This window comes from Kitasatospora sp. NPDC101155, from assembly GCF_044768305.1.
Lineage (GTDB): Bacteria > Actinomycetota > Actinomycetes > Streptomycetales > Streptomycetaceae > Kitasatospora.
On record NZ_JBIWPN010000030.1, the window covers coordinates 82,826 to 101,570 of the forward strand.

The following is an 18,745-nucleotide window of genomic DNA, read 5'->3' on the forward strand; positions in this document are numbered from 1 at the left end:
AGAGGCCGACGATGAGCACGCCGTACCCGGACAGCGGACCGGAACTGATCCGCAAGATCCAGGCGATGCCCGCCAAGCGGCAGCGCGCCGTGATCGCGCTGCTGACCAAGCGGGGCGTCGACCTCTCCGCGCTGGACATCATCCCGCGCCTGCCCCGCTCCCAGGACCAGCCGCTCCCGCTCTCCTTCGCCCAGCAGCGGCTCTGGTTCCTCGCCCAGCTGGAGGGCACCAGCGCCTACTACAACGTCCCGATGGCGATGCGGCTGCACGGTCCGCTGGACCGCGCGGCGATGCGCCGGGCGCTGACCGGGCTGGTGCTGCGGCACGAGGCCCTGCGCACCCGGTTCGAGGAGCGCGACGGCGTCCCGTACCAGTGCATCGACGACGGCACCGGCTTCACGGTGCGCGAGCAGGACGTCGCAGACCCGGCGCAGGTGGCCGGGATCTGCCAGCAGGAGATGCTCACGCCCTTCGACCTGGCGAAGGACGCGCTGATCCGGGCGCTGTTGCTGCGGGTGTCGGAGACCGAGCACGTCCTGATGGTGACGATGCACCACACCGTCTCGGACGGCTGGTCGGTCGGGGTGTTCTTCCGCGAGGCGACCGAGCTGTACGAGGCGGCCCGCCAGGGCCGGGACGCCGCCCTGGAGCCGCTGCCGGTGCAGTACGCCGACTTCGCGCACTGGCAGCGCCAGTGGCTGGCCGGCGAGGTGCAGGCCCGTCAGGTCGACTACTGGAAGGGCCGGCTCGCCGGGGTTGACACGGGCCTGACGCTGCCAGCGGACCGCCCGCGCCCGCCGGTGCGCGGCTACGAGGGCACCCGGGAGTTCTTCCAGTGCCCGCCGGAGCTGCTGGAGCGGCTCCGCGAGCTCGGCGAGCGGCACGGCGCCACGCTGTACATGACGCTGCTGGCCGCCTACTCCGTCGTGCTGCACCGCTACACGCAGCAGACCGACATCGCCGTCGGCACCGTCATCGCCAACCGCAACCGGGTCGAGACGGAGGGGCTCATCGGCCTGTTCGCCAACACCCTGGTGATGCGCAACAGCCTGGACGGCGACCCGGCCTTCACGGAGCTGCTGGCCCGGGTGAAGCGGACCGCGCTGGAGGCCTACGACCACCAGGACGTGCCCTTCGAGGCGGTGGTGGACGCCCTCCAGGTCGAGCGCGCCCTCAGCCACTCACCGGTCTTCCAGACCGTGCTGGTGCTCCAGGAGGAGCAGGCGGAGCCCCGGCTCACCCTGGGCGGGCTGGAGGTGACCCCGGTCGACGTCGACTTCACCATCGCCAAGTTCGACCTCACCCTCGACCTGCGGGAGACCCCGCAGGGCCTGGCCGGCGCCGTGGAGTACAGCACCGCCCTGTTCGACCGGGAGACCGTCCAGCGCTTCGTGCGCCACTTCACCACCCTCCTCGCCGCCGTCGTCGAGGCGCCGCAGGAGCCGGTCTCCCGGCTGGCCCTGCTGGACGACGCCGAGCTCGGCGCCGTGACCCGGCAGTGGCGGGCCCCGTCGGGCCCGGCGCCCGAGCCGGCCCGCCGGATCGACGACTGGTTCCAGGAGGTGGTGCGCCGCACGCCGAACGCGGTGGCGGTGACCTGCGAGGGCCGCTCCCTGACCTACGCCGAGCTGAACGCACGGGCGAACCGCCTGGCCCGGTACCTGCGCGCCTCGGGCGTGGTCCGGGACACCCCGGCGGCGCTCTGCCTGCCGCGCGGCGAGTGGCTGGTGGTGGGCGCGCTGGCGGTGCTGAAGGCGGGCGGCGCGTACGTGCCGCTGGACCTGACCGCGCCGGTCGAGCGGCTCGCCCACGTGCTGTCGGACAGCGCCCCGAAGGTGGTGCTGGTGGACGGCGCGCTGCCCGAGGGGCTCAACGCCGGCGGCGCCCAGGTGGTGGACGTGCGGGGCAACTGGGAGTGGCTGCCCGCCGACGACCTGGAGCCGGTGACCGGCGCCTCACCGAAGGACCTCGCCTACGTCATCTACACCTCGGGCTCGACCGGCCTGCCCAAGGGCGTCCTGGTCGAACACCGCAACGCGACCCGGCTGTTCACCACGACCCGGGAGTCCTTCGGCTTCGGCCCCGAGGACGTGTGGACGCTGTTCCACTCCTTCGCCTTCGACTTCACCGTCTGGGAGACGTGGGGCGCCCTGCTGCACGGCGGCCGGCTCGTCGTCGTCCCGCACGAAGTGGCCCGCAGCCCCCGGGAGTTCTACGCGCTGCTGTGCGCGGAGGGCGTGACCGTCCTGAACCAGACGCCCAGCGCCTTCGGGCAGCTGATCGCGGCCCAGGGCGAGGACGGCGCCCGGCACCGGCTGCGCACCGTGGTGTTCGGCGGCGAGGCCCTGGACCCCACGGCGCTGCGCCCCTGGTTCGCCCGGCCGCTCAACGCGGCGACCGAGCTGGTGAACATGTACGGCATCACCGAGACGACGGTGCACGTGACCCACCGGGTGGTCACCGAGGCCGACACCGCCTCCGCCGTCAGCCCGATCGGCGGGCCGCTGCCGGACCTGAACGTCTACGTGCTGGACCGGCACCTCAACCCGGTGCCGACCGGGGCGGTCGGCGAGATGTACGTGGGCGGCGAGGGCGTCGCCCGCGGCTACCTGAACCGGCCGGAGCTGACCGCCGAGCGCTTCCTCGACGACCCGTTCCGGGGGGTGCCCGGTGCCCGGATGTACCGAACCGGGGACCTCGCCCGGCAGCTGGCGGACGGCTCGCTGGAGTACCGCGGGCGCAACGATGACCAGGTCAAGATCCGCGGCTACCGCATCGAACCGGGCGAGGTCTCCGCCCGCCTCAACGAGCACCCCGGGGTGCGCTCGTGCGCCGTCGTGGTGCGCGAGGACCGGCCCGGCAACCGGCAGCTCGTCGCCTACGTGGTGCCGGCGGTCGACCAGGACGAGGCGGGGCTGCGCGCCGAACTGGACCGGCTCGCCCGCCGCGTCCTGCCCGAGTACATGCTCCCTGGCGCCTACGTGCTTCTGCCGGACCTGCCGCTGACCACCAACGGAAAGCTCGACCGCGCCGCGCTCCCGGCCCCCGGCATCGACGCCTACGCCCAGCGTCAGGACCACGCGTACGTGGCCCCGGCCGACGGCACCGAGCGGGCGCTGGCCGAGGTCTGGGCCGACCTGCTCGGCTTCGAGGCAGACCGGATCGGCGCGAACGACAACTTCTTCACCCTGGGCGGCCACTCCCTGCTCATCACGGTCCTGGTGGCCCGGCTGCGGGCTGCCGGGCTGCGACTCACCGTGCGCGACCTGTTCGACGACGCCACCCTGAGCGGCCTGGCGGCGCGCATCGACGCGGCCACCGTCGGCACGGGCGGCACCGGCACCGGCGAGGACCCGGCGGGCGAGCCGGCCGAGCCCGGCTACTCGGTGCCGCCCCACGCCGTCCCCAAGGGCTGCGAGCGGCTCACCCCCGAGCTGCTGCCGCTGGTCCGGCTGGGCCAGGAGCACCTGGACGCCATCGCCGACCGGGTCCCCGGCGGCGCCCCCAACGTCCAGGACGTCTACCCCCTGGTGCCCTCCCAGGAAGGCATCCTCTTCCACCACCTGATGGACCCGGAGAACGACCCGTACGTGATGTCCGCGGTGTTCGCCGCGGACGACGAAGCCGCGTGCACGGCGTTCCTCGACGCACTCCAGGCCCTGATCGACCGCCATGACGTGATGCGCACCGCCGTCCTCACCGAAGGCCTGCCTGAGCCGGTGCAGGTGGTGTACCGCTCGGCGACGCTCCCGGTGGAGCACATCGACCTGCCCGGGACCGAGGCGCCCGGGACCGGCGCGGACGCCGAGGAGCGGGCCCGCGCACTGGCCGGCCTGCCGGCCGAGCTGCCGCCGGACCGGGCGCCGATGCTCAGCGTCCGGATCGCGCGGGACCCCGGATCGCCCCGGCGCTTCGTTCTGATGAACTTCCACCACCTCATCGAGGACGCCACCTCGATGCGTCTGATCGCCGACGAGCTGGCTGCCCACATGGCCGGGCGCGCCGACCTGCTCACCCAGCCCGCGCCCTACCGCGACTTCGTCGCCCACACGCTGCACCAGCTGGCCACCGGCGACGTGGAGCAGTACTTCCGCGCCACCTTCGGCGACGTCACCGAACCGACGGTGCCGTTCGGCCTGAACGACGTGCACGGCGACGGCCGCCGCACCCGCAAGCCGCGCCGCTCGCTGCCCGCCGACCTCACCCGGCGGCTGCGGGCCGAGGCCGGGCGGCTCGGCCTCAGCCCGGCGTGGCTCTTCCACGCGGCCTGCGCCCGCGTGGTGGCCGCCGGCAGCGGGCGCGACGACGTGGTCTTCGGCACCGTCATGTCCGGGCGCCTCCAGGGCGTGCCCGGAGTGGAGCGGATGCTGGGCAACTTCATCAACACCCTCCCGCTGCGGGTGCGACTGGCCGGCCGCACCGTACGGGAGCTGGTCGACGACGTCGCCGGCGACCTGCGCGAGCTGATCGTCCGCGAGCAGTCCTCGCTGAGCCTGGCCCAGCGGTGCAGCGGACTGGACGGCGACACCCCGTTGTTCAGCGCGGCGATCAACTTTCGGCACTTCGAGCCCGCGCGGGACGACGCCCCGGCGCCGGCCTTGGAGGAGCAGGGCATCCGCTGGCTGGCCGTCATGGACCGCACCAACTACCCCATGGGCATGTCGCTCGACGACCTCGGCGACGAACTCTCCCTCACCGTCCAGATCGAGGACACGGTCGAACCCGAGACCCTGCTCTCCTACGTGGAGACCGCGCTCGCGGGCATCGTCGACGCACTCGCCGCCGACGACGGACACGGCACCCGGGCACTCGACATCGACGTGCTGCCCCCGGCCGAGCGGGAGCGGCTGCTCACCGTGGCCCGCGGTGCCCGCCCCCCGTACCCGCAGGACTCCTGCCTCGCCGAGCTGTTCGAGCAGCAGGCGGCCGATCGCCCCGAGGCGCCCGCGGTGCGCCACGGCGAACGCCGGCTGACCTACGCGCAGCTCAACGCGCGGGCGAACCAGGTCGCCCACCACCTGCGCGGCCTCGGGGTCGGCCCCGACGTCCTGGTCGGCGTGTGCGCCGACCGGTCGCCGGAGCTGGTGGTCGGACTGCTGGGCGTCCTCAAGGCGGGCGGCGCCTACGTCCCTATCGACCCCGGCTACCCCGAGCAGCGTATCCAGGCCCTGCTCGACGGCTCCGGAGTGCGCATCGTGCTGGGCCAGTCCGGGCTGCCGGGCGCGCTCTTCGAACAGGTCGACGAGGTGCTCAACCTCGACACCGGCGAGCGCGCCGGCGACCGGACCCAGGTGCTCGAGACCCTGCCCACGCACGATCCCGACCGCGCCGGGCAGGGCCTGACACCGGACCACCTCGCCTACGCCGTCTTCACCTCCGGGTCCACCGGCCGCCCCAAGGGCGTGCTGGTGGAGCAGCGCGGTGTGGTCCGACTGGTGCGCAACCCGGACTACTTCGCCGCCGACGAGTCCACGGCGGTGCTGCACCACTCCTCGATCTCCTTCGACGCCGGCTCCCAGGAGGTGCTCACCCCGCTCGTCTGCGGCGGCCTCCTGGTGCTGCACGACGGCGACTCCAAGGACCCGGCCCAGCTGCTCGACTGCGTCGAACGGGCCGGCGTCACCACGATGCTGCTGTCGGCCGCCTTCCTGCCGGCCTTCGCCGAAGCCGCCGAGACCCGCAGCGAGCTGCCGCTGCGCGAACTCGCGGTCGTCGGCGACACCTTCTCGGCCCGGGACGTCCGGCGCCTGTACGCGGCCCACCCGAGGCTGACCGTGACCAACGGCTACGGCCCGACCGAGAACAGCATCGCCTCCACCTACCACGTGATCCCGCGCGGTCTCGCCGAGGACAGCCGGGTGCCGATCGGCGTGCCCGTCCCGCACACCACCGCCTACGTCACCGACGAGCGGCTGCGGCTGGTTCCGGACGGGGTGATCGGAGAGCTCTGCCTGGGCGGCGCCGGCGTCGCCCGCGGCTACCTCGGCGACCCGGAGCTGACGGCCCGGCGGTTCGTCGACGACCCCTTCGGCGACGGCCCCGGCTGCCGCCTGTACCGCACCGGCGACCTTGTGCGCCGGCTGCCCGATGGCACCCTGGAGTTCCGCGGCCGGGTGGACGAGCAGGTCAAGGTCCGCGGCTTCCGGGTCGAGCCCGGCGAGATCGAGGCGGCGCTGAACGCGCACCCGTCCGTGCACAGCGCGGTGGTCGTGCCCCGCGCCGACGGCGAGGCCGGTACTCTGAGCGCCTACGTGCGCCCGGCCGAGGAGTGGCTGGAGCAGGCCGCCGCGGAACAGACCGCCGAGCACCTGGTCCAGTGGCGCCAGCTCTTCGAGGACCAGTACTCCCGGGAAACCGAGGAGGCCGTCCCCGACGACCTCAACCTGGCGGGCTGGCAGAGCAGTTACAGCGGGGAGCCGATCCCCGAGGCCGAGATGCGGGAGTGGATCGACGGCACCGTCGAGCGGATCCACGCGCTGCGGCCCAAGCGGCTGCTGGAGATCGGCTGCGGCACCGGACTGCTGCTCTTCCGCTACGCCCAGGAGTGCGAGCGGGTACACGGCATCGACATCTCCGCCGCGGCCCTCGCGGACGTGCGCCGGGGCGCCGAGCGCCGCGGCTGGTCCCACGTCACCCTGCGGCAGGGCGACGCGCTGTCGGTGGCGGACCTCGGCGACGAGACCTTCGACGTGGTCGTGCTCAACTCCGTGGCGCAGTACTTCCCGAGCCGCCACTACCTCCAGGAGGTGATCGCCCGGATCCTGCCCCGGCTCGAGGACGGCGGCCGGATCCTGCTGGGCGACATCCGGAACCTGGACCTGTTCTCCGAGCACGTCTGCGCCATCGAGCGCAGCCGCTCCGGCGTCCCGAGCACGGCCGGCGCGCTGGCCGCGCAGGTGCAGCGCCGCCGCCGGCAGGAGACCGAACTCCTGGTCAGCCCAAGCTTCTTCGCCCGGCTCCCGGAGCGGTTCGAGGACCTGGGCGCCGTCGACATCGTGGTCAAGCAAGGGACCGGCGGCAACGAGATGCTCGCCTACCGCTACGACGTGGTCCTGACGAAGGGCCGGGCCGCCACGACGCCCGACCTGCCCTGGCTGGAGGTCTCCGGCCCGGCCGAGCTGCGCGCCCTGCTGGTCGGCGACGTCCCCGAGCGGTTCGGCGTCACCGGACTGACCAACCCCCGGATCGCGGAGGACGTGCGCGTCCTCGCCTCGCTGGCCCGGCTGGCCCCGTCCCGCCAGGTCGAGCCGCTGCCCGGCGGCGAGCGCCTCTCGGCGCGGGCCCGGGAGGAGGTGCGCGAGCTGGAGGCGGTGCTGCGGCACGCCGAGGAGCTCGGCTACCGCATTGCGGCGACCTGGTCCCAGGACCGGCCGGACGGCCTCGACCTGGTGCTGGGCTGGGGCGAGCGGCCCCAGGTGCTGGCCCGCAGCCCGTACCGGGCCCGGCGCCTGGCCAACGCGCCGCAGATCGACCGGGTCGGCCCCGGCCTGGTCCGGGAGCTGCGGGACCACCTCTCCGGCCGGCTGCCGGACTACATGGTCCCCGGTGCCTTCGTCGTCCTGGAGGAACTGCCGGTCACCCCGCAGGGCAAGGTCGACAAGCGGGCGCTGCCGGCACCGGACGAGGAGGACCTCGCCATAGAGGTCTACGTCGCGCCCCGCACCGAGGCCCAGCACCTCCTGTGCCGGCACATCGGTGCGATCCTCGGGCTCGACCGGGTCGGCCTCCAGGACAACTTCTTCAACCTGGGCGGCCACTCCCTGCTCGCCACCCGCCTCAACCTGCGAGTCAAGAAGGAGACCGGCGCGGACCTGCCGCTGCAGCTCATCCTCACGGCTGCCACCGTCGAGGACCTGGCGGCGGCCCTGGAAGCGGGTACCCGGAAGGCGGAGCCGGCCGCCGCCGTGGCCGGCGAGCCCGGCGACCCAGGCGACGGAGCCGACGCGTCCCCGGCAGCCGGGGCGGAGCGCGACGGGGGTGAGGCCGCACAGCCGCAGCCGCAGCCGCAGCCGTCCGCCGACCTGCTGCCTGCCGCGCCCGCGGCGGAGGGCGACGAGGCACCGCTGTCCCTCGCCCAGCAAGACCTGTGGTTCCTGCGCGCCCCCGCGCACCTGGGCACCGCGCACGACAACGCCCAACTGGCCGTACGGCTGCGCGGCCGGCTCGACCCGGACGCCCTGGCGCGGGCCGTGCACGCCCTGGTGGCGCGGCACGCGATCCTGCGCACCAGCTACCCGGACCGCGACGGGACCGTCGTCCAGCGCGTGAACGGCGCCGACGGCTTCGAGACGGCCGTCCTGGAGCTCCCGGAGTCCACCGGCGGCGAGAGTGCGCTCGCCGAATGGCTGCGGGCCGAGCGGCTGCGGCCCTTCGCGCCGCAGGACCGGCACATGCTCCGCGCCCACCTGCTGGTCGTCGGCGAGGAGGAGCACGTCCTCGTCCTCACCCGCCCGTGGGGCGTCGTGGACGGCTGGTCCACCGGCATCCTGATGCGGGAACTGGTCGAGACCTACCGCGGGTCGGGCGTGGGCCGGCCGGGCCAGGCGCCGCTGCCGCTGCAGTACGCCGACTTCGCCCGCTGGCAGCGCCGCACCGTGGACGCCGCCGAGCTCGACCGGCAGCGCGACTTCTGGCGCAAGCGGCTCGACGGACTGCCCGAGTGCCTCGCCCTGCGCACCGACTACCCGCGCTGCCCGGTGAAGTCCTACCAGGGCGCGGCGGTGGAGTTCGCCGTCCCGGCCGATCTGGTGGAGCGGCTGCGCACGCTCGCCGCGCAGCACGGCGCCTCGCTCTACATGACCATGCTGGCGGCCTACGCGGCGCTCCTGGGCGGGCGCACCGACGACCGCGAGCTGGCGATCGGCTCGCCGGTGACCAACCGGCCGGCCGCCGAACTGGACGACGTGGTCGGCTACTTCGTGAACGCGCTGGTGATGCGCCTGGACGTGGCGCCGCGGCAGGCCTTCACCGCATTGCTGGCCCAGGCCAGGGAGGTGGTGGCCGAGGCGCAGGCGCACCGGGACCTGCCCTTCGCGGACCTCGTCCGCACCCTGGTCCCGCGCCCCGATCCGGCCCACTCTCCGCTGTTCCAGGTGATGTTCAACCTGGCGCCGGCCCTGGCGACGGGCGGTGCGGCGCAGGACACCGACCACGTCGACGGCCTGACCGGGGAAACGCTCTCCACCGCTCCCGGGACGGCGACCTTCGACCTGAACCTGTCGCTGCGTGAGACGGACAAGGGCCTGGAGGGCTACCTGGAGTACAGCACCGACCTGTTCGCCCGCGGGACCGCCGAGCGGCTGTCCGGGGACTACCTGCGCCTGCTGGAGCGGATCGTCCGGCGCCCGGAGGCGGACCTGGCCGGGCTGCGCGCCGAGGCCGGCGAGTGGCGCGAGGAGGAGTGCTCATGAGTGCTCCGACGGCCGTCGTCCTCGGCGACGTGGCCCTGGTGGTCCTGGTGTCCTGGCTGTCCGGCGGCCTCGCCCGCAGGCTCAACCAGCCCACGGTGATCGGTCAGATCCTGGGCGGCATCGCCCTGGGGCCGACCCTGCTGGGCCGGCTTCCGGGCGATCCGACCACCTTCCTCTTCCCCGCCGCGGCCCGGCCGTTCCTCTCGGTGCTTGCCCAGGTCGCGATCGTCCTGTTCCTCTTCGTAGCGGGCTACGAGATCGACTTTCGCACCTTCCGGGCGGGACGCACCGCGGTGAACGTCGCGCTGGCGGCCCTCCTGGTCCCGATGGGGCTGGCCCTGGCGACCGTCTCCCTGTGCGGCGGGGTCTTCTCCGCGGTGGACCCGGCGCACGCGGGCCGGAGGTCGTTCGCGGTGTTCCTGGCGGTGGCGATCTCGATCACGGCGCTGCCGGTCCTGGCGGCCGTCGTGCGCGAGCGCGCGGCGGGCACCAGGGCCGGAACGGTGGCGATCGCGGCGGCCGGACTCATGGACGTGGCCGCCTGGCTGGTACTGGCCGCGGTGCTCAGCGACTCGGGCCACGCCACCCGCTGGTCCTGGCCGGTGGCCCTGGCGCTGCTGGTGGCGTTCGCGGTGTTCCTGTTCGGGTGCGTCCGGCCCGTGCTGTGCTGGTGGCTGGCCCGGCCGGCCACCCTGCTGAGCAACCCGGTGCCGGTGGCGCTGGTCCTCGCCCTGGGCAGTGCCTGGGTCACCGAGTCGCTCGGGCTGCACGCCGTCTTCGGCGGGTTCCTCGCCGGGATGGCCATGCCGCGGCGCGACGGCGCCCCGGACGCCGACGTCCTGGGGCCGATGGAGCAGACCGCCAACCTGCTCCTGCCGCTGTTCTTCGTCACCACCGGACTGTCCGTCAACCTCGCCACGGTGGGGGCGGACGGTCTGGCCCTGCTCGGCCTGCTCCTGCTGGTGGCGATCGCCGGCAAGATCGTCCCCACCTACGGCGTGGCCCGCCTGCACGGCATGGAACCCCGGCAGTCCGCCCTGGTCGCCGTCATGGTGAACACCCGCGGTCTGACCGAGCTCATCGTGCTGGAGGTCGGCAAGTCCGCGGGACTCATCGGCCAGAAACTCTACGCCGTCCTGGTCCTGGTGGCGCTGGTCACCACCGTGATGACGGGCCCGCTGCTCCAGCTGATCGGCGACGGCCCCAAGGGCGGGCGGCGGGCGGGCCGCATCGGGACCGGTACGTCCCCCACTGCACCAACTTCACCTACTGCACCAACTGCACATCCAGTACAGACCGTCGGCGTCGGCGGCGAGGAAGCGGGAGAGAAATCAGCGTGAGCAACACCGAAGCATTCGATGTCGTGGTTGTCGGCGGCGGCCCTGGCGGCTCGACGCTGGCCGCACTCGTCGCCAAGAAGGGGCACTCGGTGCTCGTTCTGGAGAAGGAGTTCTTCCCGCGCTACCAGATCGGGGAGTCGCTGCTGCCGTCCACGATCCACGGCGTCTGCCGGCTGACCGGCGCGGCGGACGAGCTGGCGAAGGCGGGCTTCCCGCTGAAGCGCGGCGGAACCTTCCGCTGGGGCGCCAACCCGGAGCCGTGGACCTTCTCCTTCTCGGTCTCCCCCCAGATGGCCGGCCCGACCTCCACCGCCTACCAGGTGGAGCGCTCCAAGTTCGACAAGATCCTGCTGGACAACGCCCGCCGGGTCGGCGCCGTGGTCCGTGAGGGCAGTGCGGTGTCGGAGATCGTGGAGGACGGCGATCGGGTCACGGGCGTGCGCTACACCGACGACCAGGGGGTGCAGCGGGAGGTGTCGGCCCGGTTCGTGGTGGACGCCTCCGGCAACCAGAGCCGACTCAACCAGAGCATAGGCGGCCGCCGGGAGTACTCGGACTTCTTCCGCAACCTGGCGCTGTTCGGCTACTTCGAGGGCGGCAAGCGGCTGCCGGAGCCGACCCGCTACAACATCCTGTGCGTCGCCTTCGAGAGTGGCTGGTTCTGGTACATCCCGCTGAGCGACACCCTGACCAGCGTCGGCGCCGTGGTCCGGCGGGAGCTGGCCGAGAAGGTCCAGGGCGATCCGGAGAAGGCGCTCCAGGCGCTGATCGACGAGTGCCCGATGATCTCGGACTTCCTCGCCCCCGCCACCCGGGTCACCGAGGGCCAGTACGGCCAGATCCGGGTCCGCAAGGACTACTCGTACCACCACACCGCCTTCTGGCGGCCGGGCATGATGCTCGTCGGCGACGCCGCATGCTTCGTCGACCCGGTCTTCTCCTCTGGCGTCCATCTGGCCACCTACAGCGCGTTGCTGGCCGCGAGGTCGATCAACAGCACGCTGGCCGGCGAGGTCGAGGAGGAGGTGGCGATGAAGGAGTTCGAGGCGCGCTACCGCCGCGAGTACGGCGTGTTCTACGAGTTCCTGATGTCCTTCTACGACATGCACCGCGTCGAGGGCTCCTACTTCTGGGAGGCCAAGAAGCTCACCCGGAACAGCAACTCCGAACTGGAGTCGTTCGTGGAGCTGGTGGGCGGTGTCTCCTCCGGGGAGGCGGCGCTCACGGACGCCGAGTCGGTCGCCGCACGCCTGCACGCGCAGACCGAGGAGTTCGCCGCCGCGGTCGAGACCATCTCGGCGGGCGGCAACGAGAACTGGGCCCCGCTGCTGGGCTCGTCGGTGGCGCGCGAGGCGATGACCGAGAGCTCGAAGATGCAGATGCACGTGGCGCTGGGGGAGGACGCCGAGGAGGAGCTGCCGCTCTTCGAGGGCGGCCTGATCCCCTCGGCGGACGGCCTCTCCTGGGTCGCCCCGCAGTCGGCCTGACGGTTCGCCGTGACCGGGGGCCGGGTGGGTCGGCGTGGCACGTGCCCGGTCGGCCCGCCCGCTCCGGCGGGGCGGGCCGACCGGCTCACCGGGGCGGGCGGACCGTCACCTCGGCCCCATCCGCAGGGCGCCGTCGAGCCGGATCGTCTCGCCGTTGAGCATCGGATTGTCCACGACGTGGGCCACGAGCGAGGCGAACTCCTCGGCCTCGCCGAGGCGTTGCGGATGCGGCACCTGCCGGCCGAGTGCCTCGATCGCGGACGGCGGGAAGCCGTCGAACATCGGGGTGCGGAAGAGACCCGGGGCGATGGTGACCACGCGGATCCGCGACTGGGCGAGGTCGCGGGCGATCGGCAGGGTCATGCCGACGATGCCGCCCTTGGCGGCCGCGTAGGCGGCCTGCCCGATCTGGCCGTCGAAGGCGGCGATCGAGGCGGTGTTGACGATGACTCCGCGTTCGTCGCCGTCCTCCTCCAGCCGGAGCATCCGGGCCGCGGCGAGGCGGATCACGTTGAAACTGCCGATCAGATTGGTCCGGACGACTTCGCTGAAGGCCTCGAGTGGGAACGGGCCGCTGCGGCCGGCCGTCCGGTGGGCGTTGCCGATCCCCGCGCAGTTGACCACGATCCGCAGCCGGCCGAGTTCCATGGCGCGGTCGACGGCGGCGGTGACGTCCGCCTCGCTGGTGACGTCGCCGGGGGAGAGGACGACTCCCTCGCCCAGTTCCGCCGCGACCTTTTCACTCCGCACGGAAGGCCGGTTCAGGATGACCACGGAAGCACCCCGCTCGCGCAGTTTCCGTACCGTTGCCAGGCCGAGGCCGGACGTTCCGCCGGTGACCAGCGCAACGCTTCCTTCTATTCGCACGTGCTGCTCCAGTTCTGTCGGCCGGCGCACCGGGGGAACCAGGCGCCCGAAAGGCTCGCGGACATTCCTGCAAAAGCCCCGGCCGTCACGCTAGCCAGCTCGGCCGTAAAGGCGCAAGCGCTGTTGCGGAGAATTCGGCCGGTCCGGCCGGAAAGCGCGAAGAAGATCCGAATCCGTACATTCCGGGGCGGGGCGCAGACGGCCACTGCGGCCCCGGCCCCGGTGAAGCAACGAAACCACGCCTGTAAAGAAGGTGAGCAATGTCGAACAGCATGCCGTCGGCGGTCTTCGGCGAGGTCGACGAAATCCGTGAGAAGGTCCGGGGATCGCGCGACGCATTCCGGGACCGCGAATTCCTGGACGAGTTGGCGCAGCGAATCGCCGACGCTCCGACCCTGGGCCGGCAGCCGGCCGCCCGGGCCCTGATCGAGGACCTCCGGACCTACACGCCCGGAGCCCGCCTGGACGCCGTCAAGACGCACATCAACGAGAAGAGCGACAACCATGTCTTCTCGCTGTTCGATGCCTCGTACTTCCCCGCCCTGTCGCTGGAGTACTTGACGTACGAGACGCTGCCCACCGACCCGCACCTGGCCACCCGGTACGCCAGCAACACCATGCCGGTGAACATCACGGGCAGCTCGAAGGGGTTCGAGTCGCGGGTCGTCGTGGCGCTGTTCCCGGAGAACCACGTCGACGGCATCCAGCACGGCGACGACCTGATCTTCTACTTCATCAACAAGTTCGTCGAGCGGCACAACCGGATCACCCGGAAGATGATCGACGCGGTGATGGCCGAGGACGCTTTCCCGCTGCTCCGGGGCGTCGACGACAAGACGGTCGAGCAGGCCTCCTCGTGGTGGGTGCGGCTGCACGAGTACCACCACCGGCAGGGCGACATGCCCATCCCGGACTACCTGCCGGTCAAGAAGCTGAAGCCGCTGGCCGGCCTGGAGGAGTTGCGGGTCGATGTCTCCGCGATGCTGGTGTGCCTGAACGACCCGCAGCTGCCCGGCCGGGAGGCGCGGCTGGCGTACGAATACATCCTGTCCGAGCGGCTGCTCCGCTACGCGGTGGAGGGGATTCCGCGCCCCAACTACGACGCGGTCGCCTCCCAACTGCTCTTCAACTACCTCGTCAAGCACGGCGGAATCGAACTGCGCGGGGACCGGATCCGGCTCCACGACGAACTCCCCGAGGTCCTGGCCGAATTCCTCGGCGCCATCCAGCGGATCGAACGGGAGGTAACGACCGGCGTTCCGGTCGACGACGTCAAGCAGCGGCTGCTGGAATTCACCAACGAGTACACGGACTACGACGAGGACGCCAAGGACTACCGGCACATTCCGTTCTTCGCGGAAGTCAAGGAGCGCCTCGGCGTCTGAGGCGGCGGCCGGTTCGGCCGGGTCCGGCGGAGCGGGGTGACCCGATCGGCCGGACCCGGCCGAAGGCGCCCGGGGAACACCCGGCGAATGTCACGCTCTGCTTGCCGGACCCGTTGGCTGATGACTCTCTGTGCATTGATCTCGCTATGGGAGTCCTATAGTGTGACGGATGATCACGAGGGGAGCGGAAGTGACGGGGGTCTCTTCTGGGGGTTCTGCGACGGTGACATCCGCCGGGCGTATTCGCCGGCGGTGTGTCGGATGTGAAGGTATTTCGCGGGTGTAGCGCTCGTCGCCCCCGGTTTCCAGTGCACGCCGAATGTTCATTCTCCGTGCACGTTCTTGTTGCGTGCATTCCATTCCGCTCGCGCGGAGTCACGTCGGTCGTTTTCGCGGGAGCCGCCGCGGGTCCGTCCGGACGTTTCGCCGACGGTCCCGCTCGTCTCCGGCTGCCCGGGACGAGGCGGGTCCGCGTACCCGGCCGCCCGGAGCAGAGCCGCCAGAAAGGAACACCCCCTCATGCCCACGCGTCACCCGAGCCGGTCCGAGATCGCCGTCGTCGGCATGGCCTGTCGCGTTCCCGGGGCGGAGGACCTCGGTGCCTTCTGGCGGCTGCTGCGCGACGGCATCGACGCGATCGGCGACCTCCCCGAGGGGCGCTGGGACCTCGGCGCCGTCCCGGCGGACCTCCGGCCGGCCGGGTTCGGGCGCGGCGGATTCCTCGACCGGGTCGCCGACTTCGACCCGGAGTTCTTCGGCATCACCGCACGCGAGGCCGTGGCGATGGACCCTCGCCAGCGGCTCGCCCTGGAGCTGGGCTGGACTGCCCTGGAGCACGCGGGCGTGGTGCCCGGGAGCCTGCGCGGCGGCTCCACAGCGGTGTTCCTCGGCGCCACCGGCGACGACTACGCCACCATCGTCCACCGGCACGGCGAGGAGGCCGTCTCCCCCTACACGCTGACCGGCCTGAGCCGGGGCGTGATCGCCAACCGGATCTCCTACCACCTCGGCCTGCGCGGTCCGAGCCTCACCGTCGACGCCGCTCAGTCCTCCTCGCTGGTCGCCGTACACCTCGCCTGCGAGAGCCTGCGCTCCGGCGCCACCGACCTGGCGCTGGCCGGCGGCGTCCACCTCAACCTGACCCCGGACGGCGCGCTCGCCTTCGCCCGGGCCGGAGCCCTCTCCCCGGACGGCCGCTGCTACACCTTCGACGCGCGCGCCAACGGCACCGTCCGCGGCGAGGGCGGCGGTCTGGTCGTGCTCAAGCGCCTGGCCGACGCCGTCGCCGACGGCGACCGGATCCACTGCGTCCTGCTCGGCAGCGCGGTCAACAACGACGGCGGGGGCGACTCCTTCACCACCCCGGACGGCGCGGCCCAGCAGGAACTGCTGCGCGAGGCCTACGAGCGGGCCGGGACGCCCGCAGCGCAGGTGGGGTACGTCGAACTGCACGGAACCGGGACCAGGACGGGCGACCCGATCGAGGCGGCGGCGCTCGGCGAGGTCCTCGGCCGGGACCGGCCCGCCGACCGGCCGCTGCTGGTCGGCTCGGTGAAGACCAACATCGGGCACCTCGACGGGGCCTCCGGCGTGGTCGGGCTGATCAAGGTCGCGCTCTCCCTCGGGCACCGGGTCCTGCCGGCCAGCCTCAACTACGCCGAGCCCAACCCGTCGATCCGGTTCGAGCGGCTCGCGCTCCGGGTCAACGACACCGTCGGCCCCTGGCCCGAAGGCGCCCGGCTGGCCGGCGTCAGCTCCTTCGGCATCGGCGGCACCAACTGCCACGTCGTGGTCGGCGATGCCCCCGGTGCGTCCGAGTCGGCCGGGACCGAGGTGGAGACCGAGAGCGGGAACGAGACCGGGCCGGCCGTGCCGGTGCTGGTGTCCGGCCGGAGCGAGGCGGCACTGCGCGCCCAGGCCCGCCGGCTGCTGGAACACCTCGAGGCCGACCCGGGCCTGCGCCCGCGCGACGTCGGGTACGCCGGCGCCACCACCCGTACGGTCCTGGCGCACCGCGGGGTCGTCGTCGCCGCGAACCGGGCCGAACTCCTGGCCGGACTCGAGGCGTTGGCGCAGGGCGAGCCGTCCCCGCACGTGGCGGCCGGCGTGGCCGGCCCGCACGCCAAGGCCGTGTGGATGTTCCCCGGACAGGGCCCGCAGTGGGCCGGGATGGCCCTGGAGCTGTGGGACTCCTCGCCGGTGTTCGCCGCCGGGATGGCCGAGTGCGCGCGGCTGCTGGACGGTCAGGTCGACTGGTCGCTGCGGGAGGTGCTCGCGGACGAGGCGGCGCTGCGGCGGATGGACGTCATGCAGCCCGCGCTCTTCGCGGTGCAGGTGTCGCTCGCCGAGGTGTGGCGGGCCGTCGGCCTGCGGCCGTCCGCCGTGGTCGGCCACTCCCAGGGGGAGATCACCGCGGCCTGCGCGGCGGGGATCGTCCCGCTCGAGGACGGCCTGCGGCTGATGGTCGAGCGCAGTCGGGCCATCGCCACCCGGCTGTCCGGCCACGGCGCGATGGCCCTGCTGGCGATGCCGGCCGAGGAGGTGGACCAGGAGCGGGTCGCGATCGGCGCGGTGAACGGGCCGAACTCGGTCGTCGTCTCCGGCCCGGTCGAGGTCGTGCGAGCGGTGATGGCCGAGTGCGAGGCCAGGGGGGTCCGGGCCCGTACGGTCCCGATCGACTACGCCTCGCACTCGCTGCACGTCGAACCCGTCCGCGAGGAGGTCCTGCGGGCGGCCGCCGGAGTCACCACCCGGGCCGGCGACACCGCGTTCTACTCGACCGTCACCGGCGGCCTCCTCGACGCGGACGACCTGGACGCCGGGTACTGGTACCGCAACCTGCGCGAGCGGGTGAGCTGGATGACGGCCGTCCGGGCGCTGGCCGCGGACGGACACGGGGTGTTCGTGGAGGCCAGCCCGCACCCGGTGCTGACCACGGCCGTCCGGGAGACCCTGGGCGAGGACTCGGGCGCGGCGGTCCAGGGCACCCTGCGCCGCGGCGAGGGCGGGCTGCGGCGGCTGCTGCTGTCCATGGCCGAACTGTACGTCCAGGGCGTCGAGCTGGACTGGCGGCCGATGTTCGAAGGTACCGGCGCTCGTACCGTGGAGCTGCCCGGCTACGCCTTCCAGCGCCGGCCCTACTGGCTCTCCGGTACCGGCGCCGCGCTGCCCGCACCGCCCGTGCCGTCGTCGGTGTCCGGGGCCGAACCCGTCGCCCCGCCGCGGCGGGCGGCGCGGGGGCCGGCGGACCTGCAGGCCCTGGTCCGGGCCCAGGCGGCGGCCGTGCTCGGCCGCACCGACCCGGGCGCGCTGGCGGCCGACCACGCGTTCCCGGAGCTCGGCTTCGACTCCGTGACCTCCGTGGAGTTCAGCGTCCGGCTCGGGAAGGCGACCGGGCTGCGACTGCCCGTCACCCTGCTGTACGACCACCCGACGATCACCGCGCTGGTCGGCCACCTCCACGAGGAGCTTTCCGGGTCGGCCCCGGAGGAGCAGCCGGCCGCCGCCGGCCCCGCCCCGGACGACGACCCGATCGCGATCGTGGGCATGGGCTGCCGCTTCCCGGGCGGCGTGGCCTCGCCCGAGGACCTGTGGCGCCTGGTCCACGAGGAGGTGGACGCCGTCACGGCGTTCCCCGAGGACCGCGGCTGGAGCCTCGACCCGGAGCGCACCGGTGAGGTCCGCAGCGGCGGCTTCCTCGCCGGAGCCCTGGACCTCGACGCAGACTTCTTCCGGATCAGCCCGCGCGAGGCGCGGGCGATGGACCCGCAGCAGCGGCTCCTGCTCGAAGTCTCCTGGGAGGCGCTGGAGCGCGCGGGCATCGCCCCGGCCTCGCTGCGCGGCAGCCGGACGGCCGTCTTCATGGGCGTCATGAACCAGGACTACGTCCCCCCGCTGGACCGGACCACGGAGAGCTTCGGCGGCTACGCCCTGACCGGAGGCACGCCGGGTGTGGCGTCGGGGCGGATCTCGTACACCTTCGGGTTCGAGGGGCCGGCGGTGACGGTGGACACGGCGTGTTCGTCGTCGTTGGTGTCTCTGCACCTGGCGGTGCAGTCGCTGCGTTCGGGGGAGTGCTCGCTGGCCCTCACCGGCGGGGCCACGGTGATGTCGACCGCCGGGATGTTCGTCGAGTTCGCCCGGCAGGGCGGGCTCTCCCCGGACGGGCGGTGCAGGGCGTTCTCGGATGCGGCGGATGGTACGGGGTGGGCTGAGGGTGTGGGGGTGGTGGTGCTGGAGCGGTTGTCGGATGCGCG

The 18,745-nt window shown here is 72.9% G+C and carries 6 protein-coding genes; 5 read left to right on the forward strand and 1 reads right to left on the reverse strand.

Annotated elements, in window-relative coordinates; translation table 11 throughout:
* Positions 1-11: 11 nt before the first annotated feature.
* Genes ACIRYZ_RS32635 through ACIRYZ_RS32645 form a run of 3 tightly spaced genes read left to right on the forward strand, consistent with a single transcriptional unit; the run spans position 12 to position 12,237 of the window.
* Complete coding sequence (locus ACIRYZ_RS32635) at positions 12-9,410, forward strand: amino acid adenylation domain-containing protein (RefSeq protein ID WP_402951361.1); 9,399 nt, start codon at positions 12-14, stop codon at positions 9,408-9,410.
* On the forward strand, positions 9,407-10,750 hold the full coding sequence (locus ACIRYZ_RS32640) for a cation:proton antiporter (RefSeq protein WP_402951364.1): 1,344 nt from the start codon (positions 9,407-9,409) through the stop codon (positions 10,748-10,750). The genes ACIRYZ_RS32635 and ACIRYZ_RS32640 overlap by 4 nt, the downstream gene beginning before the upstream one ends.
* Positions 10,747-12,237, forward strand: a complete 1,491-nt coding sequence (locus tag ACIRYZ_RS32645) for a tryptophan 7-halogenase (RefSeq protein WP_402951367.1) — start codon at positions 10,747-10,749, stop codon at positions 12,235-12,237. The genes ACIRYZ_RS32640 and ACIRYZ_RS32645 overlap by 4 nt, the downstream gene beginning before the upstream one ends.
* Positions 12,238-12,342: 105 nt before the next feature.
* On the opposite strand, the gene ACIRYZ_RS32650 is transcribed toward ACIRYZ_RS32645, so the two are convergent.
* On the reverse strand, positions 12,343-13,104 hold the full coding sequence (locus ACIRYZ_RS32650) for an SDR family NAD(P)-dependent oxidoreductase (RefSeq protein ID WP_402951370.1): 762 nt from the start codon (positions 13,102-13,104) through the stop codon (positions 12,343-12,345).
* A 260-nt stretch (positions 13,105-13,364) separates the two neighbouring features.
* Here ACIRYZ_RS32650 and ACIRYZ_RS32655 point away from each other — a divergent pair, with 260 nt between their 5' ends.
* On the forward strand, positions 13,365-14,489 hold the full coding sequence (locus ACIRYZ_RS32655) for a DUF6421 family protein (protein ID WP_402951372.1): 1,125 nt from the start codon (positions 13,365-13,367) through the stop codon (positions 14,487-14,489).
* Positions 14,490-15,008: 519 nt separating this feature from the next.
* The coding region (locus ACIRYZ_RS32660) for a type I polyketide synthase (RefSeq protein ID WP_402951375.1) at positions 15,009-18,745 on the forward strand (3,737 nt) is incomplete at its 3' end.